This window comes from Chryseobacterium ginsengisoli (assembly GCF_039542325.1).
Lineage (GTDB): Bacteria > Bacteroidota > Bacteroidia > Flavobacteriales > Weeksellaceae > Chryseobacterium > Chryseobacterium ginsengisoli.
The window spans coordinates 340,120-358,821 of sequence record NZ_BAABHX010000003.1 but is presented as its reverse complement, the minus strand read 5'-3'; the positions used below and the strand labels follow the sequence as shown (position 1 = coordinate 358,821).

Annotated in this window: 20 protein-coding genes; 4 read left to right on the top strand and 16 right to left on the bottom strand. The window is 33.5% G+C overall.

The window, feature by feature from the left end; translation table 11 throughout:
• The 15 genes from ABD940_RS10845 to ABD940_RS10775 all read right to left on the bottom strand — a co-directional run bounded on the left by ABD940_RS10845 (position 1) and on the right by ABD940_RS10775 (position 13,907).
• On the bottom strand, positions 1-552 hold the full coding sequence (locus ABD940_RS10845; protein WP_345203509.1) for an LptE family protein: 552 nt from the start codon (positions 550-552) through the stop codon (positions 1-3).
• Positions 542-1,231, bottom strand: coding sequence for a hypothetical protein (locus tag ABD940_RS10840; protein ID WP_345203507.1), 690 nt, complete (start codon positions 1,229-1,231; stop codon positions 542-544). Before ABD940_RS10840 ends, ABD940_RS10845 begins: the two co-directional genes overlap by 11 nt.
• A gap of 22 nt (positions 1,232-1,253) precedes the next feature.
• Positions 1,254-2,540 carry a sigma-54 interaction domain-containing protein gene (locus ABD940_RS10835; RefSeq protein ID WP_345203504.1) on the bottom strand — a complete coding sequence of 429 codons (1,287 nt, stop codon included), beginning with the start codon at positions 2,538-2,540 and terminating at the stop codon, positions 1,254-1,256.
• 97 nt (positions 2,541-2,637) lie between these two features.
• Positions 2,638-3,069, bottom strand: a complete 432-nt coding sequence (locus ABD940_RS10830) for a hypothetical protein (protein WP_345203502.1) — start codon at positions 3,067-3,069, stop codon at positions 2,638-2,640.
• 9 nt (positions 3,070-3,078) lie between these two features.
• On the bottom strand, positions 3,079-3,603 hold the full coding sequence (locus ABD940_RS10825) for a DUF1016 N-terminal domain-containing protein (RefSeq protein ID WP_345203499.1): 525 nt from the start codon (positions 3,601-3,603) through the stop codon (positions 3,079-3,081).
• Positions 3,604-3,630: 27 nt separating this feature from the next.
• The gene (gene miaB, locus ABD940_RS10820; protein ID WP_345203496.1) at positions 3,631-5,064 is read right to left on the bottom strand and encodes a tRNA (N6-isopentenyl adenosine(37)-C2)-methylthiotransferase MiaB; all 1,434 of its coding nucleotides are present in this window, start codon (positions 5,062-5,064) and stop codon (positions 3,631-3,633) included.
• Positions 5,065-5,173: 109 nt separating this feature from the next.
• A complete protein-coding gene (locus ABD940_RS10815) occupies positions 5,174-5,611 on the bottom strand; it encodes a hypothetical protein (protein WP_345203493.1) in 438 nt (145 codons plus the stop codon).
• Between the two features lie 282 nt (positions 5,612-5,893).
• The gene (locus ABD940_RS10810; protein ID WP_345203491.1) at positions 5,894-6,310 is read right to left on the bottom strand and encodes an energy transducer TonB; all 417 of its coding nucleotides are present in this window, start codon (positions 6,308-6,310) and stop codon (positions 5,894-5,896) included.
• Between the two features lie 19 nt (positions 6,311-6,329).
• Positions 6,330-6,818, bottom strand: a complete 489-nt coding sequence (locus ABD940_RS10805; protein ID WP_345203489.1) for an energy transducer TonB — start codon at positions 6,816-6,818, stop codon at positions 6,330-6,332.
• 206 nt (positions 6,819-7,024) lie between these two features.
• Positions 7,025-8,758 (bottom strand): thiamine pyrophosphate-dependent enzyme, encoded by a 1,734-nt coding sequence (locus ABD940_RS10800; protein WP_345203488.1) that lies wholly within the window; start codon positions 8,756-8,758, stop codon positions 7,025-7,027.
• A 197-nt stretch (positions 8,759-8,955) separates the two neighbouring features.
• On the bottom strand, positions 8,956-9,372 hold the full coding sequence (locus tag ABD940_RS10795) for a hypothetical protein (RefSeq protein ID WP_345203485.1): 417 nt from the start codon (positions 9,370-9,372) through the stop codon (positions 8,956-8,958).
• A gap of 46 nt (positions 9,373-9,418) precedes the next feature.
• Complete coding sequence (gene lysA / locus ABD940_RS10790) at positions 9,419-10,618, bottom strand: diaminopimelate decarboxylase (protein WP_345203483.1); 1,200 nt, start codon at positions 10,616-10,618, stop codon at positions 9,419-9,421.
• A 154-nt stretch (positions 10,619-10,772) separates the two neighbouring features.
• Positions 10,773-10,970 carry a DUF5808 domain-containing protein gene (locus ABD940_RS10785; protein WP_345203480.1) on the bottom strand — a complete coding sequence of 66 codons (198 nt, stop codon included), beginning with the start codon at positions 10,968-10,970 and terminating at the stop codon, positions 10,773-10,775.
• A 26-nt stretch (positions 10,971-10,996) separates the two neighbouring features.
• Entirely contained in the window at positions 10,997-12,220 is a 1,224-nt protein-coding gene (locus ABD940_RS10780) for a 3'-5' exonuclease (protein ID WP_345203478.1), read from the bottom strand.
• A gap of 160 nt (positions 12,221-12,380) precedes the next feature.
• A complete protein-coding gene (locus tag ABD940_RS10775) occupies positions 12,381-13,907 on the bottom strand; it encodes a helicase HerA-like domain-containing protein (protein WP_345203475.1) in 1,527 nt (508 codons plus the stop codon).
• Between the two features lie 134 nt (positions 13,908-14,041).
• On the opposite strand from ABD940_RS10775, the gene ABD940_RS10770 reads away from it, so the two are divergent.
• The 3 genes from ABD940_RS10770 to ABD940_RS10760 all read left to right on the top strand — a co-directional run bounded on the left by ABD940_RS10770 (position 14,042) and on the right by ABD940_RS10760 (position 17,099).
• Positions 14,042-15,094: a hypothetical protein gene (locus ABD940_RS10770; protein WP_345203473.1), complete on the top strand. Its 1,053-nt coding sequence runs from the start codon at positions 14,042-14,044 to the stop codon at positions 15,092-15,094.
• Between the two features lie 115 nt (positions 15,095-15,209).
• A complete protein-coding gene (locus ABD940_RS10765) occupies positions 15,210-16,619 on the top strand; it encodes an MBL fold metallo-hydrolase (RefSeq protein ID WP_345203470.1) in 1,410 nt (469 codons plus the stop codon).
• A 180-nt stretch (positions 16,620-16,799) separates the two neighbouring features.
• The gene (locus tag ABD940_RS10760; protein ID WP_345203468.1) at positions 16,800-17,099 is read left to right on the top strand and encodes a thioredoxin family protein; all 300 of its coding nucleotides are present in this window, start codon (positions 16,800-16,802) and stop codon (positions 17,097-17,099) included.
• A 50-nt stretch (positions 17,100-17,149) separates the two neighbouring features.
• On the opposite strand, the gene ABD940_RS10755 is transcribed toward ABD940_RS10760, so the two are convergent.
• Entirely contained in the window at positions 17,150-17,902 is a 753-nt protein-coding gene (locus ABD940_RS10755) for a nitrilase family protein (protein ID WP_345203466.1), read from the bottom strand.
• A gap of 265 nt (positions 17,903-18,167) precedes the next feature.
• Here ABD940_RS10755 and ABD940_RS10750 point away from each other — a divergent pair, with 265 nt between their 5' ends.
• A complete protein-coding gene (locus tag ABD940_RS10750; protein ID WP_345203464.1) occupies positions 18,168-18,608 on the top strand; it encodes a DUF6646 family protein in 441 nt (146 codons plus the stop codon).
• Positions 18,609-18,702: the final 94 nt, after the last annotated feature.

Below are 18,702 nucleotides of genomic sequence, written 5' to 3'. Positions count from 1 at the left end.
TTACCAATTCGCTACAATATCGTTAAATATCTTGTTTATAATTCTATCCGTCGCAATTTTCACCTGAGAAGATTCTATCTCAGACTGCGAAAGATTACTGTTGAAGACAGCCTCATCACTATATGATCTGTCAAAACTTACATCCGGATGAAGTTTGTTTTCATAATGCACTTTCACCGTGATTGTCAGTTTATTCTGAGATTCCTGAACCACTCCACCTGTACTTTGATTTGTAACAGTATTAGAGCTGATGGTTGTTGGCGTGATCGAATAATCCGTGATCTCACCTTCCACTAAAATATCAGGATTTTCCTTGGTTCCTTTCAAAGTCGTTCTCTGCAAAAACCTATTCTGAATATCTGTAGAAAACTGCTGTGCTAAAGTAGGATTTACCAAAGCAGCATTGTTTGGAAATTCATTGATCTGAATTGTTTTTTCATCTGTAAGAGACGAACCTGTAAAACTGTAACAAGAGTTCAAAACTCCCAAACATAGCAATAAAAGCCAAAATTTTGGCTGTTTGATGTTGATATTTTTAATCTTAAAATTCATTTTTAATTCCGATTTCTTGTATTTCGTCATACGTAACCTGTTTCATAGCATCTTCATAAGCAAAATAGTGAGATACATATACTAGAGGTAAAGTAAAAATAAGACCAATAAAACAAGCTATAATTCCTAATTGTCCCAAAATCCCAACTACAAATGAATATAAAAAGATTGACCAAAGGTTTCCTTTTCCCATTGTAAGAGACATATTCCAAGCTGTTTTCACATCTGTAACTCCTCCCAGAGAAATTAACGCAGGCATATAAAAACCTTTTAGGCAAACTATGAAAATAGCAATATAAATAACAAATATATAAGCTATAAACAATCCCGGAATCCCCGCAGAAGGATCTCTATCTGCCATACTTGGTAACATAAAAAGCATCGGGATGTAGATTAACATAATTCCACCGATTAAAATTAACTGCATGATAAAATAAGGCATAAAATTGTCAAAATTGAAAATATCTCCTGCACTTACCTGTCTTCCAGCTCTTAAATCTCTACAATATCTGTAAAAATTTCCAATAGCCAAAAAACCACAAAAGGGAATAATTGACATTACCATCGTAAGCAAAAACGCTCCAAATAAATTTCCAAAATTCCCTTTAAGAAACTCATATCCGTTGCTAATGTATTCGCCAAGTTTAAAATTGACCGGTTTTGCATTAATTTTCATCATAATTTAATTTTTGTAAAGTTTATTATTCTTCTAAGTTATATTGTTTTATTTTTCTGTATAATGTTCTTTGTGAGATTCCTAATTCATCGGCAGCTTTATTCCTCCTTCCTTTATGCTTTTCCAATGCTTTGATTATCAAATCTTTTTCATTATTCTGAAGCGATAAAGATTCTGGTCTGTTTTCCTCAATTTCTATATCTTCAAAATCCTCATAATCATCTTCCTGACTTGAAATAATTGTCGGAGTCTGAACAACGGGATTATTATCATTCTCAAAATACAATAAAGAATTCGGAGCTACATTCTGTTGTGGTTCAGGAGTATAAATTCTGTTAATTAAATTTTTCTCCTGATTGCTAAGATCAGAATTTCCGCGATTTTTTATCAATTCCGAAGTTAAGGATTTTAAATCATTAATATCGTTTCGCATGTCAAAGAGAATTTTGTACATGATCTCTCTTTCGCTTCCAAAGTCGTTTTGTTTTTGAGAACTCGGAGTATTTACCACCATCGGAAGATGTGTTTCCATCGGAATGTACTCTGCTAATTTTTCTACCGTTACATGTCTGTTTCTTTCAACAACCGTCATTTGCTCAACCAGATTTCTCAACTGGCGCACATTTCCGGGAAAAGTATAATTTTCCACATAATGAATTGCGCTTGGTTCCAATTCCAATTCCGGCATTCTGTATTTTTCAGCAAAATCAATTGCAAACTTCCTGAATAGCAAATGAATATCACCTTTTCTTTCTCTCAAAGCAGGCATATCGATCTGTACCGTATTCAGACGATAAAACAAATCTTCACGGAATCTTCCGTCGTGAATTGCCTTCATCATATTTACGTTTGTTGCGGCTACAATTCTCACGTTTGTTTTCTGAACCTGTGAAGAACCTACTTTCATGAATTCACCACTCTCCAACACTCTTAGCAAACGAACCTGTGTCTGTAAAGGTAATTCCCCAACCTCATCAAGGAAAATTGTTCCACCATCGGCAACTTCAAAATATCCTTTTCTTGTTGCCGTAGCTCCTGTAAAAGCACCTTTTTCGTGTCCGAAAAGCTCGGAATCGATCGTTCCTTCCGGAATTGCTCCACAGTTTACAACAATATAAGGTTGATGTTTTCTTTTAGATTCTGAGTGAATGATTTTAGGAATAAACTCCTTACCAACACCACTTTCCCCAATTACAAGGACTGAAATATCTGTTGGCGCAACTTGAATAGATTTTTCTAAAGCTCGGTTTAAAGCCGGAAAGTTTCCGATAATTCCGAAACGGTTTTTTATATTTTGTAGCTCGTTGCTCATAAGTAATTTTTTAGATTATTTTTTTTACAGCCTGTATTTTCACTGTAAAAGCTTAGTTAATTTGTTAAAATTGATTTTGAATTTTATTTTTAATTAATTAACAAATTACATTTAAATAATCTTTGTTTCTGACTTTTGAAACTTTAGTTTTAAAATATAAAATTTCAGCAAAGAGATTTTCTTTACTGATTTTTTCGAAGTTTTTCAGGAGTTGATCATGTTTTTCTTTTTCAGAAAAATCTGTTCCTGCTTTATTATGATAAAAATTATTCTGTTGTTTTACTGAGAAAATTTTTCCAATCAGATCAATTGCATTTTGCTTTTGATTAATGGCAAAATTATGTCTCGCGCTTTCTTTTAAACAAATTTCCTGTGAAGCGTCGTAACCATGATTTAGAATCTGGTTATAAAGTTCATATAATTGTTTACAATCTTCACTTTCAATATTTCCATTGTTGATCTGCGCGGAAATATTACTGCAGATTATTACCAACAATACACTAAGGCAATATTTATGAAATTTTTCCATTGTCTGAGTTTAAAATGTTAATAAAATCTTCTTTGCTTGGTAATACTGTAAAATATTTACTTGCAAAAATCTGTTCGTTATCTTCTGGCAAAGTATATTGAACCAATGCTTCACTTTTATCCTCATCAATTTAAGATAATGAGACCATGAAAGATTGAATTTCGCAGGTAAAGATTCTCTTGTTTCAAAAAGGACAGACAGTGTCTGTCTTTTTTGATGATCTTCATTTTCAGATTCCGCAGACACTGTCTGCGAAATTGAGTAAGACAAATAGAATTGTCTCATCTGTTCTAAATTTCGTTGAGAAAACCCTTTGCCAAATTTTTCTGTAAGGTGTAAAGAGAGGTCTTTAAGGACAGCCTTTCCATATTCTGCTCGACTTTCACCATGTTGTTCATCCGCTACAATCATCCTTCCGATCTCATAATAAGTGAGAACCATCGTCTGATTTACAGCCACCACAACTCTCTTTCTGGCATTATCCAATAATGCAGAAATATTCTGTAGCAGTTGTTGTGATTGTAGATTATTCATTATCTGAAGAACTTAAAACTTTAAATTCTATACTGTTTCCCCTAAAAGTGTGCCCTGCGTATTGTCAAACACAAAAACGTCCACAATGTCACCAACTTTCTGTCCTTCCAGCATATCAAAAACGCAAACTGCATTTTGAGAATTTCTTCCTTTCCATTGGTTTTTATTCTTTTTGGAAATTCCCTCAATTAAAATTTTGTGAGTCTTTCCAACGTAAGATTTCATACGATTTCTTGATAATTCGCCCTGCAAAGCAATTACTTCTGCTAAACGTCTTTGTTTTACGTCTGCAGGAATATTGTCTTCCATTTTTTTGTGAGCCGGAGTTCCGGGTCTTTCTGAGTAAGCAAACATATAACCGTAGTCATATTCTACTTCTCTCATTAAGCTTAATGTATCTTGGTGATCTTCTTCTGTTTCGTTGCAGAAACCAATAATCATATCTTGAGAAAAAGAAATGTCAGGAATAATTTCTTTAGCTTTTTTAATTAAATCCAAATATTCCTCACGCGTATGTTGTCTGTTCATCGCTTCCAACATATTGTTGCTTCCGCTTTGAACAGGAAGGTGAACATATTTACAGATATTGTCGTGCTTTGCCATCATTTTGAATACATCCAGACTCATATCCTGTGGATTTGAAGTCGAGAATCTGATTCTCATTTCAGGAATAGCTTTGGCTACTAAATCAAGCAATTGAGCGAAATTTACAGCTGTTGCTTTCTGCATTTCTGATGCTTTTGCGAAATCTTTTTTCGGTCCTCCTCCGTACCAAAGATAAGAGTCTACATTTTGACCTAATAAGGTAATTTCTTTATAACCGCTTTCCCAAAGGTTTTTACACTCATCCAAAATTGAATGCGGATCACGGCTTCTTTCTCTACCTCTTGTAAACGGAACTACGCAAAATGTACACATATTATCACAACCTCTCGTAATGGTAACGAAAGCTGTAACTCCATTTCCGCCTAAACGAACAGGATTGATATCTGCATAAGTTTCTTCTTTTGAAAGGATTACGTTGATAGCATCTCTTCCGTCTTCCGTTTCTTTTAAAAGGTTTGGTAAATCTCTGTATGCATCGGGACCAACAACAAGATCTACCAATTGTTCTTCTTCTAAGAATTTAGTTTTCAGTCTTTCAGCCATGCAGCCTAGAACTCCAACTGTCATGTTTGGACGCTCTTTTTTAAGATTTTTGAACTGAGAAAGACGCATTCTTACTGTTTGCTCAGCTTTTTCACGAATTGAGCATGTATTTAAAAGAATAAGATCGGCTTCTTCCACTTTCAAAGTGGTATTATAACCTTGCTCGTTAAGAATAGATGCAACAATTTCAGAATCAGAGAAATTCATCTGACAACCATAACTCTCCAAAAATAATTTCTTTGAGTTACCGTCTTTTTCTGCAATTGCAAAAGCCTCACCCTGTTTTGTTTCGTCTATATATTTTTCTTGCACGATAATCTATTTAAGGTTCAAAATTTAATTCAAAGTTTTATAACCCTGAATTAAATTTTGAACTTGTTGAATTTGCAAAGATACAAAATATTGTGACAGAATGTCAGGATTATCTTTCGTAGAAATTTGTAGAAAAATTCATCGGATAAAGAATCTTTTGTTTAATCGGGATACTTCCATATAATGAAGGCTTCCAAGTTTTTTTTAGCCTTGAAAGTGTTCTCAAAAAATCTACATTAAATTTGTGATCCCTAATTTCGGGATAAATTCTTGGGTGAGAAATTATTCCATTTTGATCTATATAAAACTCTAAATTTACATCTCCATTAATATGATAATCCTGAAAAAGGCTCATAAACTCATTATGGAAATCTTTCCTGAATGCTTCATAACCTTTCGGATATTGAGCAAAAACCACAAAGTTTTCTGCATTATATCCTAATTTGTAATTACTCATTACATCTTTTGGATAAAGGATAAATTCTGCAAGTGCACCAATTTTTCCACCTTTTACTTCTGCAGGTTTCCAGTTTTTAAGATTTTTCAATAATTCTAACGAAAGATCATAAGCGCACTTATTTTTTGAAATATTTGCTGTATCAGAATCTTTTATAAGTTTAATTGATGAATCTCTTGTAACAATAAATCTTGGTTGATAAATTTCTTTAGAATCACACTCCTTACTATTATTTTTAATTAAATAATCGTGAGCTTCCTTATAAAATTAACCAAGCCACCTTCATAAAAATCTTGATTCTTAGGATATTCATCCAAAACTTGCGATTGAAACAAAGAAAAAGCAATTAGAGGAAAACAAAATAATAATTTCTTACCCTGCATCATAAGTATTAGAACTAAAATTAACTTTCATGATAAACCTAGAATCCACTGGAGCTCCATTTTTAGTGGCAGGTTTCCATTTCCCTTTCACCTTTTTTGTGGCATATTTTATATCATCAATAAACATTTCATTGTCTTTGAATATCGGAAGCACATCAATTTTATTGATTTTCCCTTTTGTATCAATATTAAAAATAAAAGTGATTTTTCCTTCCAAAGCATATAAAGCAAAATCTATATAGGCATGAACCATATTCATAAATTCTTTTCGGAACGCTTCATCGCCACCCGGAAATTCAGCTTTCTTATAATTTTCTGATGGGAGTTTAATTTGAATTGCAGTTTCCTGCGAGAATCCTTTACCGCTCAAAAGCAATAAAGGTAGAATTAAAAGATATTTTTTCATGGTTATTAAAAAACAGTTTTTATACGTCTGTTGCGATCGATGAAAGGTTAATTTTGATTTTCACCTGTGATGTTACAGGTTGTCCGTTACACATTGCAGGAGACCAGCCTTTTTTGATTCTTCTTACCACATATTTCATGTCATCAAAGAATACCTGACTGTTCGCTACTTTTGGAGAACCTTCGATATTCGTAACTTTTCCTTTTTCATCTATGGTAAGAGTAAATGTAAAATCTCCGTTCAGAACATAGAAATCTGTATTAAGATAATCATACATATATTTTCTCAACGTTTCTTTATAAGCAGGAATTCCACCTTCAAAACTCGCCGTCTTGAAATCCTTACAATTTTTAACAGCAACCTGAAGCAAAGGTTCTTTGATGTCTATTTTAAGAATACTTTTATTGTTTTCTGTCATAAAATTATCCTCTCTTTCTTCTACATCATTATTTTGTGCTAATGCAAAAGTTGATGCCAGAAGTCCTATAAACAGTGCTAATGTTTTCATATGCTTAATTATTTGAAATTGACACAGCAAAATTACAACCAAAAAACAAAGAAACTTCACTGAAAAGCGAAGTTTCTTATAAATTTTTATCTTGAAAATTAAATTTTAGACTGAGCCTTACTTCCTGTTTCTTTCAATAGTAATGAAACAAAAATTGCTAGAATAATTCCAGCAATCCAAAATAAATTTCTTCAAAGATGCACTCATTATAGCAATCCTTTAATATGTTTATAGTTTGTTTTTACGGTATCTAAAGCTTCTTCCATTTTTCCTCCAAGCATTAGTTGTGCCATGGATTTTGTCATTCCTATCACTTGGTCAAATTCAATTTTTGGAGGTAAAGCCAGCGCATTTGGATTAGTGAAAATATTTAATAAATAAGGTCCGTTATGCTCAAAACATTCTTTGATTGCTGCTTCAACTTCTTCTGGTTGATGAACATTTTTTCCAGGATACCCCATTGCTTGAGCGATCATTCCAAAATCCGGGTTGATCATGTCTGTTTCGTTATCGGGCATTCCGCCGACTTCCATTTCCAATTTTACCATTCCTAAAGCTCGATTATTAAAAACAATCAATTTTACAGGCAATTTATACTGAAAAATCGTTGCCATATCTCCTAATAACATGGATAAACCGCCGTCTCCACACATTGCAATCACTTGTCTGTCGGGATGAGCCAGAGAAGCGCCAATCGCCATCGGCATTGCATTCGCCATCGAACCGTGGTTGAATGAACCTAACATTTTTCGTTCACCAGTTCCGGTAATATATCTTGCACCCCACACACAGCACATTCCTGTATCTACAGTAAAAATCGCATCTTTTTTAGCCAATTTATCTAAAGTATGCGCTACAAATTCCGGCTGAATAGCATTTTCTTTTCCAAAATCTTTCACATAAGTCAATTGCGTTTCTTTTACCTTTCCATAAAATTCCAATTGCTGATTCAGGAAATGGACTTCTGTTTTTTCTTTTAATAAAGGCAATAAAGCTTTGATCGTTTCTTTCACATCGCCTGTTAATCCTAATTCTAATTTGGCTCTTCTGCCTAATCTTTCAGGACTTTCATCGATCTGAACGATTTTATTTTTAACAGGCATAAATTTCTGATAAGGAAAATCCGTTCCCAAAAGAATCAACAGATCAGCTTCATGCATGGCGTGATATGCGGAAGGAAGTCCTAAAAGTCCTGTTAAACCGACTTCATTCGGATTATTTGGCTGAATCGCCATTTTTCCACGGAAAGAATATCCTACAGGAGATTTTAAAAATTTTGAAAGCTGCACCACTTCTGCATTGGCTTTTTCTGCACCAATTCCGCAGTAGATGGTCACTTTTTCACTTTCGTTAATTAAAGTTGCCAATTGATTCAATTCTTCGTCAGAAGGTCGAATAACCGGATTGGTTTTAAATATTTTATTGAAAGTTGTCGCTTCTTCGGCGTCCAATTCTGAAACATCGCCCGGAAGACCGATTACCGCGACTCCTTTTTTAGAAATAGCATGCTGAATCGCTGTCTGTAAAGTCCTCTGAACCTGTTCCGGTCTTGTAATCATTTGGTTATAATGGCTGCAATCGTCAAATAATTTTATCGTATTGGTTTCCTGAAAATAATCCATTCCCATTTCTTCACTCGGAATAGTGGAAGCAATCACCAACATCGGAACGTGAGAACGATGCGCTTCGTAAACTCCGTTAATCAGGTGAACGTGTCCAGGTCCGCAACTTCCTGCACATACCGCAAAACCATCAAGTTCAGCTTCAGCAGCAGCAGCGTATGCTCCGACTTCTTCATGTCTTACATGAATCCATTCGATGCTACTTTTTTTAACGGCAATGTTTAAATGATTAAGGCTGTCGCCCGTTACTGCATAAATTCTTTTCACATTTGCATTTTCCAGCATTTCAACGATCTGCTCAGCTATGTTTTTAGCCATAATTAATATTTTTTGTTGGTTGTTTGTATTGGAATTTTGGAATAGGATCGAGCTAAATCTCTTTACAAAGACTTTAATCTCTATCAAATTTAAGGAATAATAAATGTTTTAAAGATTTATGTAGATTAAAATTCAATTATAATCCAAAAAAAGACTCTGCCGGAATGCAAAGTCTTTTATTATTTTTAAAAATTTAATTACTGGTTAGACGCCGTAAATCTAGCTCTTTCATCAAAAGAATTGTATCTTCTTGAAAAACTCAGATCAACAGAAATATTTTCTTTCTGACCGGAAGCAAAATGTTTTGCCATTCTTGAAAAATCTCTTCTCATCTGTCTCTCAAAAGATACATCAAAAACTTCGGGAGAAATTTTTATCGCTGAAATTTTTCCGTTTTTTTCAACATTAAAATTCAATTTAAAATTACCCAAAACCTGATATTCATTAGCAGTGTATTGTAAGTTTCCCGCCAAGTCCTGTTTAAATTTATCAAGACCTTTTGGATATACTTTTTCGATTTGATCTTTATCAACCTTAATTTCTACATTCGTGTTCCGCTGAGAAAACGACAAGGCAAAAATTGAGATCGCGATGATGGAAAGTGTTTTTTTCATAAAACCTGATATTTGGTTCATTAAAGATACTTTCTTCTTGTAAAATCTACAATACTTCAATCTGATTTCTCAAAAGATCTTCAAATTCATCTCTTTTTCTGATCAAAAGAGCTTTTCCATCTAAGAAAAGAACTTCAGCTGGTTTCAATCTTGAATTAAAGTTTGAACTCATCTCAAAACCATATGCTCCTGCATTATGGAACGCTAAAACATCACCTTCTCTTACTTCATTCAACTTTCTGTCCCAAGCGAAAGTATCTGTCTCACAAATATTTCCAACTACTGTATAAATTCTCTCTGCTCCTTTCGGATTAGATAAGTTTTCAATTTGATGATAAGAATCGTAGAACATCGGACGAATCAAATGATTAAATCCTGAATTTACACCTACAAAAACTGTCGCTGTCGTTTGCTTGATCACATTAGCTTTTACTAATAAATATCCGCTTTTTCCAACAAGGAATTTCCCCGGTTCAAACCAAAGTTCAAATTTCTTTCCGGTAGACTTCGAAAATTCAGAAATCACTTTCTCAACTTTTTTACCTAATGTTTTCACATCAGTTTCTTCTTCGCTGTCTTGATAAGGAATTTTAAAACCACTTCCCATATCAAGATATTTCAGGTTTGGAAAATGTTCGGAAAGTTCAAGCATAATATCCAGTGCCTGCAAGAAAACTTCAGGATCTTTGATTTCGCTTCCTGTGTGCATGTGAAGACCTTCTACATTCAGGTTTGTAGACTTCATCACTCTTTCGATATGACGAACCTGATGAATGGAAATACCAAATTTGCTATCAATATGTCCTGTTGAAATTTTATAATTTCCTCCAGCAAAAATATGCGGATTGATTCTTACCAAGATCGGATAAGTATTTCCATATTTATTCCCGAATTGCTCAAGAATAGAGATATTATCGATATTAATATGCACCCCAAACGTCATTGCTTCTTCGATTTCAGCTAAATCCACACAGTTGGGAGTGAATAATATTTTTTCTTTTGGGAATCCTGCTTTAAGACCAAGTTTCACTTCATTAATAGATACACAATCCAAAGAGGCACCCAAGTTCTTGACGTACTTCAGGATGTTGATGTTTGTCAACGCTTTTGCAGCATAGAAGAACTTTGTGTGTTTTAAAAAAGAAGATGTAAGTTTTTCGTATTGAATTTTAATAGACTCTGCGTCATAAACATACACCGGTGTGCCAAACTCATTGGCAATCTTTAATAATTCTTTTGAATTCATAATAAATAAGTAAAACTTCTTTTTTTGATTAAGAAAGTGCAAAGGTAGTGAGAAATTGTTTATAATTTAAAATCAATCACATAGAAGATTATTCTTTAATTTTAAATTTTAAAGAATAAAACACTTTTTAAATCGCTTTAAAAAGTGTTTTATTTTATCTATTTAAATAATGCCCAATTAAAAAAATAAAGATCAAAATTAGCAAAAATACAATAACAGAAAGAGGATTTGCAAAGTTAATTGTCCAACCCAGCCCAAATCTTTTAGGTGGAAATAGCCTTCTGTCTTTCTTATTGTAATAGAAAAATCCAAATTTCCACGGAGATGGCTCTTTGTTAAAATTATCTGTCATTTTATTTTATACGCAATAATTATCTACTATTTTGGCAACGGCAAGGTTTCAAAATCACCGCGCAACAGAGCCAGCTGTAATTCATTAACCAAATCCGTTGATTGAAACTGCAAATCAATTTTTAATTTGGAAATTTTGCTTAATGTCTGAATTTGCGTAAAAAGTTCGTAAAAACCGTAAGACATCACTTTCCCGTTTTCAATAATTATAAATAATTTTTCTCCTAATTTACGACCCTGACCGAGCCAAAGTTCGCTACGCTTTCTAAATTCAATTTTCTTTTTAAACACTTCAATCTCATTATACTCTTCCAAATTTCCAATAAACTGAACCGCTTTTGAACCTTGCGTGAAAGACCTGAATTTTAGAATTGGCTTTTCTACTTTATTCAGCTTATTTTTTTCAACAAGATATTTATTATTCCTGTGATAAAGCCCGAAAGCAAGTGTTTCTCTTTTTTTAATTCCTTTTGAATTCAGAATTAATTTAGCAATAATATCCGTTCCTGTAAGTTCATAATTAATCTGCTCTACATTTTTTTGAATGGTTTCCCATTTTTTAGATTTAGAATTAAAAACTTTTTTAGAAAATTTGTTGATATCCTGAACATGATCCGAACAAATGATCTTCCCTGCTCCATCCTGAAAATAAACAAAGCCTTTCTCATTTGGAAGATCCTGCGTTAACTCTTTGATTTTGTTGATGTAAGATTTTGCATTGGTTTCGTCGTGCTGTTTCTGAATAATCTCGTTTTCAGTATCTTTTGAAACCAAAAGCTTAAATAATTCTAATGTTGCACGCGCATCTCCTTCCGCTCTGTGATGATTTGTCAAAGGAATTCCTAGAGATTTCACCAATTTTCCAAGAGAATAGCTTGCTTCATCCGGAATTAGTTTTTTCGCTAAAGGAATTGTATCTAAAGTATTGATTTTAAATTCATAACCAAGCCTTTGAAATGATTGACGAAGCATTCTGTAATCGAAATCGATATTATGACCAACCAATGTTGTATTGGCAGTAATTTCAACGATTCTTTTAGCTATTTCATGAAATTTCGGTGCGGTTTTCACCATTTTTGGTGTAATGTTCGTCAGTTTCTGCACAAAAGGCGTGATATCACTTTCCGGGTTTACAAGCGAAATGAACTGGTCGACAATTTTCTGACCATCATACCTGTAAACAGCAACATCAATAATGCATTCTTTTCTATAACCTGCACCATTACTTTCTATGTCAATTATTGAATACATTTAAATTTTTATACAACTTCTTTTTTAGATTAATATTAATTGTTGCTTTCAAAGTTGTAATGAATATCAACAAATTGAATACCATAAAATCAATAGCCAGAATTCTCTTTTATTGATTTATAAAGGCAATCCTGCTAAAATAATAAAATTTATATAATTTTTACCTTCTTCTTCCGCCTAATCCCAACATTCCCAAAATTGCTTTTGCACCCTCCCGCATCAGTGTGCTTGTAAAAGTACGTCCTGCTTTACTTTCTAAAACCTGCTGCAACATTCCGGGCTCTTCTTTTACAGGTTTTGTTTTTTGATTGGGCGCTGCATTTTGTGCTGCCTGTTCCATCCTGTTGACAAGAATTTCATAGGCAGATTCATTATCCACAACTTTCTCATATTTAGCAACTAAAGCTGATCTATTAGTTAAATCTGAAATTTCTGCATCGTTCAGAACATCCATTCTGGATTCTGGAGAAATTAAATATGTGTGAACCAATGGCGTCGGAATTCCTTTTTCATCCAATGCCGTTATAAATGCTTCCCCGATTCCTAAATTCTGAATTAAGGTTGAAGCGTCATAAAATTCTGTTGTCGGATAATTTTCTACTGCTTTTGAAATTTCTTTTTTATCTTTTGCGGTAAAACCTCTCAACGCATGCTGAATTTTTAACCCTAATTGAGAAAGTACCGCTTCAGGAACGTCACCTGGAATTTGTGTTATGAAATAAATCCCAACTCCTTTTGAGCGGATCAGTTTTACCATTGTTTCTATCTGCGAAACCAATGCTTTTGAAGATTCATCAAAAATTAAATGAGCTTCATCAATAAAAAGAACCAGTTTTGGCTTTCCGCTGTCTCCTTCTTCAGGAAAAGTCATGTAAATTTCAGCAAAAAGAGAAAGCATAAATGTAGAAAATAATTGAGGTTTGCTTTGTATATCAGCAACTCGCAAAATATTTACAACTCCTTTTCCATCTCTTGTTTCCAGTAAATCATGAACATCAAAACTTAATTCCCCGAAAAAAGTTGAAGCACCTTGCTGTTCTAAAGCAACAATTGATCTTAAAATCGCACCCAACGAAGCCAAAGCAATCGAACCGTAATTAGAAGAAAGTTCAGCTTTTCCTTGTGGATTTTCTGTGACATATTGAAGAACTTTTTTAAGGTCGTTCAAATCAATTAAAGGCAACCCTTTATCATCACAATATTTAAAAACAATTGACATAATACTTTGTTGAGTATCATTCAATTCTAAAATTTTACTTAATAAAACAGGACCAAATTCTGTAACTGTAGCTCTCAGCTTTACCCCTCTTTCCCCAGAAATCGTCATTAATTCCACTGGAAAAGCCTGCGGATCATAAGGAAGCTGTGTTTTCGCATATCTTTCCTGAATCGCCGGATTTTCTGTTCCTGCTTCTGCAATTCCTGAAAAATCTCCTTTAATATCCAAAACCAAAGAAGGAATTCCCTGATGAGAAAGCTGTTCTGCAAAAACTTGTAAAGTCTTGGTTTTCCCCGTTCCTGTTGCTCCTGCAATCAGCCCGTGACGGTTGATGGTTTTCAAAGGAATGGTTACATTTACTTCAGGAACAACTTCGCCATCCAACATCCCTTTTCCTAATATAATATGATCTCCTTTTGGAGTGTATCTTGCATTTAATTCTTCAATGAATTGTTTTTTGTCTGCCATTTGATTTTTTTAACTGATAAATATAAAAGTTTTTGTAAAATATTCATTCATCAAAGAAATAATATTAATACGCTTTTGTTATTAATTTTTATAGATATTTTTGTCACAATATCATTAACATCGAAGCCAACATCATGAAGAAAAATTTATTATTGCTATTTTGTTTCATTTTCGCGACATTTTTTTCTCAAAATAGGAAACAGCCCGTTGATTTAAAAATAAAGGGAGACTATACTCATCTTACAACAAAAACAAATTTTCCGGAGCTTTGGTCGGGTTTTCAAAGAGAAGCTGTGATTTCTTATGATATAAAAAACTCACACATTGGCGTAAGCTATGTACAAGAGACTTCAAAGAAAAACAAAACGGTTCTTACCATTTATCTTTATCCTAAAAAATACATAGACAATCAGATTCTGAGGGATGAATTTTATTCTTACGGTTATGCTTTAAATCAAAACTCCAACAGCAATGTTGACGTAAAGCCATCTTTCGGAAATCTTTCTGACGATAATTTGAAGATAAGCTATATTTATTCTGTTTTCAATAATGCGATGGGAAAGCCCGATTTTTTCAAAGGAGTAAAATATGTTGATAAAAATTCTCTACTTTCAATTTATGAATGTGGTGGATGGACTTTTAAAACAAGAGTATCAAGCGATGACATGACTAAAGATCAGCTAAAGGAATTAAAAAATAAAGTTGAAAATTATTTTGGTATTTTAAATGTAGCTTCTGTTAAAAATTTACCTATCAACAAAGTTCCTGACATTATTTTGTCAGCTTCCGTGAAAAGAGATTCTATGATGATACATGCAGTTTCGGAAGCCGCACAAGCCAAAATTGTGTATTTATCGCAACATTTAGAGAAAAAAGAAGTTTTAACAGGTTTCCATGATATGAAGATCGATTCTGAAATTTATTCAGATGAAAAAATGATCGATTATTATAAAAGACACGAAAAAGACTGGAAAATAAATCCTGATACCAAAAAATATTTTGATGAAATAATGAGAATTGCAGAAAACGGAAGATTAAAAGATCATATCTACGAAAAATATCATGGTTTGATTGATTATCCAGAAGGTGAATCCAGAAAAGAGGATTACGTTCAGTTTAAAATTGATAAAAATATTTCCGAAGACACGAACGAAATTTTCTATAAAATCTTCTATAAGCTGGAATAATTTGCACTTTATAGATTTATTCTATTGGCATAGATTCTTTATTTTAGCTTATTTTAAAAAAATAAACACGATTTTTGTATTTCAATTAAAACATTAAAACGGTTACAATCACATAATGAAAGTCGAGCAAATATACACAGGATGTCTGGCTCAGGGTGCGTATTATATCGTATCTGAAAATGAAGCAGCGATTATCGATCCTCTCAGAGAAGTAAAACCCTACTTGGATCGTTTGGAAAAAGACAATGTAACTTTAAAATATATTTTTGAAACCCACTTCCATGCAGATTTCGTCTCGGGACATTTAGATTTAAGCAAAAAAACAGGTGCTCCAATTGTTTACGGACCAACCGCACAGCCACAATTTGAAGCGACAATCGCGGAAGACAACCAGATTTTCGAAATTGGAAAAGTAAAAATAAAAGTTCTTCACACACCCGGTCATACATTAGAAAGCACAACGTATCTTTTGATTGACGAAAACGAAGTAGAAACAGCTATTTTCACCGGAGACACTCTATTTTTAGGAGATGTCGGAAGACCGGATCTTGCACAAAAGGCGGGTGCTCTTACCCAAGAAGATCTTGCCGGTATTTTATACGACAGTCTGCACAGCAAAATCTTGCCTTTGGATGACAGCATTACAGTTTATCCGGCTCATGGCGCAGGTTCTGCTTGTGGAAAAAATATGCAGAAAGAAACAGTGGATATTTTAGGCAATCAAAAAAGAACAAATTATGCTCTTAATCAACCGGATAAAGAATCTTTCATTAAAGAAGTTTTAGACGGATTAACAGCTCCACCTAAATATTTCGGTATGAATGTAGCCATGAATAAAGGCGGTTACGAAAGTCTTGACATTGTAATGGATAAAGGACTTACACCAATTTCCGTTGAGGATTTTGAAGCCTATGCAGAAGAAACCGGAGCTTTGATCTTGGACACAAGAAGTCCCAGCGAATTTTCAAAAGGATTTGTTCCAAACTCTGTAAATATCGGTCTAAAAGGCGATTTTGCACCTTGGGTAGGAACATTAATCGTTGATGTAAAACATCCTCTATTATTAATTGTTGATGAAGGAATCGAAGAAGAAGCTATCACAAGATTAAGCCGTGTGGGTTTCGACAACGTTGTAGGATATTTACAGGGAGGCTTTCAAGCATGGAAAAACGCAGGAAAAGAAACTGATGAGGTGAAAAGAATTTCTCCGGCAGAATTTGCAGAACAATTCACAGAAACTTCAAAAGTAATCGATGTAAGAAAACTGACAGAATATTCTGCAGAACATATTGACAACGCATACAACAAACCTTTAGACACAATCAGCGATTGGGTACATACAATTGATGATTCGGAACATTTCTTTCTTCATTGCGCAGGAGGATACAGAAGTATGATTGCAGCAAGCATTCTAAATTCTCACGGAATCAGAAACTTTACAGAAATCGACGGAGGTTTCAACGGAATCAAGAAAACGGAAAAATTCCCGACTTCAGATTTTGTCTGCCAATCGAAAACAGTTTAATAATCTTTGGAATTATTATTGCAATAATTTTAATGTAACAAATCATCGCACTTTAGTTTACTGAGTAAAAGCATTTTTTAAAGACACAAAGCTTCGATACCCTTCGATTATTCTTTTAAGTGATTTTAAATTTTAGCTTTACAACTTTCTAAACTAAAGTGTTTTTAATAAAGCCAAACTATGTCACAAAAATTTCAGGAAATCATAGACTCCGAAAGACCAGTCTTAATCGATTTTTTTGCAACCTGGTGTCAACCGTGCAAAGTACAGTCTTCGGTTTTAACAACAGTAAAAGAAAAAATTGGCGAAAACGCAAGAATCATCAAAGTAGATGTAGATCAATATCCTGCTCTTGCCAATCAATATGGAGTGCGAGGAGTTCCAACTTTAGCGATCTTCAAAAAAGGAGAAATGCTTTGGAAAGAAAGTGGTGTTCATGACGTGAATACACTTACACAACTTTTACAACAATATGTTTAAATATTAAGATTAAGGCTAAAGTTAAGAAAACTTTAGCCTTAATTTTTATTTTAAAATTCAATCGAAAAAGAATCTCTGTCATTTAAAAATTGAAAATGATTTCTGAAATCTTTCAATTCTTCTATGTCTAATTCTGTAGTTACGAGATTACCGTTTTTCTTAGAAATTTCTTTTCCATCCGCAAAAAAACAATGCGAACTTTCCTGATAAAACAGATTATTTCCATCTGTTCCGATTCTGTTTAGCCCAAAAACAAAAGATAAATTCTCAATTGCTCTGGCTTTCAGTAAATGTTCCCAAGCTCCTACTCTTTTTTCAGGCCAATTTGCAACGTATAAAATTGCATCATAATCATCATTATTTCTTGCAAAAACAGGAAAACGAAGATCATAACAAACCTGCAGTAAAATCCTGAAGCCGTTGTAATTAACAATTACTCTTTCTTTTCCGGGAGTATAAACTTTATCTTCTCCTGAAAACGAAAACAAATGTCTTTTATCATAAAAATTAACTGTAGAATCTGGCTGTACAAAATACATTCTATTATAAAAACTGCCATTCTCTTCAACTGGAACACTTCCGCAAAATGCCGCATTTTTTTCTTTCGACATTTTTTTTAAAAATTCCAAAGATTCGTGATTCCTGTCTGAAACCTCGGAAGCGTCCATACAAAAACCGGTCGAAAACATTTCCGGCAAAAGGAAAAGATCAGCTTGCTGATTCTGCAATTCCCTTTCAATTAATTGAAAATTTTCTGTTTTATTTTTCCAGATAATATCTAGATTCAATCCTGCGATCTTCATAAACTTTGTTAAAAAACTTCAATAAAAATACGATTTTTCAATGATTTCGGTTCTATTTTTGTTGAGGATATTTTTTTTGGTTGGTTAATCGCAAAGACGCAAGGTTTTGACCATCATGATGCTTAAGACGCAAGAAAATCAAAGATTTCCAGTAAGTTTTACAGTATTAAATTTTATTGATGATAAAATCTTTGCGCCTTTGCGATTAACCAACTTTAAAAGAAAATTTTAAATTATTTTAATAATTAGTAAAAGAGTAAAATTTATGAAGAAATTGGTTTTTATGTTTATGCTCATTTTTGCAGGAGCAACCGCAAATGCACAAGCATGGACAGGAAAAGGAGATCAGAAAATCAACGCGGGATTAAGCGCTTGGGGATACGGAACAGGAATTACAGGAACTTATGATTACGGTTTAAATAAATTAATATCAGTCGGAGCTGGTCTGAATGTTTATTTCGATAATTATAAAGATAACGACGATAAAAACCGTGTTTTTGCTTTTGGAAGAATTAATTTTCATTTAAAAGATGCCTTACAACTGCCAGAAAAACTGGACATTTATCCGGGAGCCGACGTTGGAGTTGTAGGAAAAAACTTTGGATTGGGCGCTCACATCGGTGCAAGATACTTTTTCACTGATAAAATTGGAGTTTTCGCAGAAGTCGGCAACAATGGCAGTCTCGGAATTTCTATTAATTTATAATAAATCATCATATTATATGACAAAGCTTCTCGTTTCGGGGAGCTTTTTTATTTGGCATAGTTTTGATAATTGTTACCTTTGCAAATTAAACATA

Excerpts from the sequence above, each read along its gene's own strand:
- ABD940_RS10845 (WP_345203509.1), bottom strand. The coding sequence starts at position 552 with ATGAATTTTAAGATTAAAAATATCAACATCAAACAGCCAAAATTTTGG.
- ABD940_RS10840 (WP_345203507.1), bottom strand. The coding sequence starts at position 1,231 with ATGATGAAAATTAATGCAAAACCGGTCAATTTTAAACTTGGCGAATAC.
- ABD940_RS10835 (WP_345203504.1), bottom strand. The coding sequence starts at position 2,540 with ATGAGCAACGAGCTACAAAATATAAAAAACCGTTTCGGAATTATCGGA.
- ABD940_RS10830 (WP_345203502.1), bottom strand. The coding sequence starts at position 3,069 with ATGGAAAAATTTCATAAATATTGCCTTAGTGTATTGTTGGTAATAATC.
- ABD940_RS10825 (WP_345203499.1), bottom strand. The coding sequence starts at position 3,603 with ATGAATAATCTACAATCACAACAACTGCTACAGAATATTTCTGCATTA.
- ABD940_RS10810 (WP_345203491.1), bottom strand. The coding sequence starts at position 6,310 with ATGAAAAAATATCTTTTAATTCTACCTTTATTGCTTTTGAGCGGTAAA.
- ABD940_RS10805 (WP_345203489.1), bottom strand. The coding sequence starts at position 6,818 with ATGAAAACATTAGCACTGTTTATAGGACTTCTGGCATCAACTTTTGCA.
- ABD940_RS10800 (WP_345203488.1), bottom strand. The coding sequence starts at position 8,758 with ATGGCTAAAAACATAGCTGAGCAGATCGTTGAAATGCTGGAAAATGCA.
- ABD940_RS10795 (WP_345203485.1), bottom strand. The coding sequence starts at position 9,372 with ATGAAAAAAACACTTTCCATCATCGCGATCTCAATTTTTGCCTTGTCG.
- lysA (WP_345203483.1), bottom strand. The coding sequence starts at position 10,618 with ATGAATTCAAAAGAATTATTAAAGATTGCCAATGAGTTTGGCACACCG.
- ABD940_RS10785 (WP_345203480.1), bottom strand. The coding sequence starts at position 10,970 with ATGACAGATAATTTTAACAAAGAGCCATCTCCGTGGAAATTTGGATTT.
- ABD940_RS10780 (WP_345203478.1), bottom strand. The coding sequence starts at position 12,220 with ATGTATTCAATAATTGACATAGAAAGTAATGGTGCAGGTTATAGAAAA.
- ABD940_RS10775 (WP_345203475.1), bottom strand. The coding sequence starts at position 13,907 with ATGGCAGACAAAAAACAATTCATTGAAGAATTAAATGCAAGATACACT.
- ABD940_RS10770 (WP_345203473.1), top strand. The coding sequence starts at position 14,042 with ATGAAGAAAAATTTATTATTGCTATTTTGTTTCATTTTCGCGACATTT.
- ABD940_RS10765 (WP_345203470.1), top strand. The coding sequence starts at position 15,210 with ATGAAAGTCGAGCAAATATACACAGGATGTCTGGCTCAGGGTGCGTAT.
- ABD940_RS10760 (WP_345203468.1), top strand. The coding sequence starts at position 16,800 with ATGTCACAAAAATTTCAGGAAATCATAGACTCCGAAAGACCAGTCTTA.
- ABD940_RS10755 (WP_345203466.1), bottom strand. The coding sequence starts at position 17,902 with ATGAAGATCGCAGGATTGAATCTAGATATTATCTGGAAAAATAAAACA.
- ABD940_RS10750 (WP_345203464.1), top strand. The coding sequence starts at position 18,168 with ATGAAGAAATTGGTTTTTATGTTTATGCTCATTTTTGCAGGAGCAACC.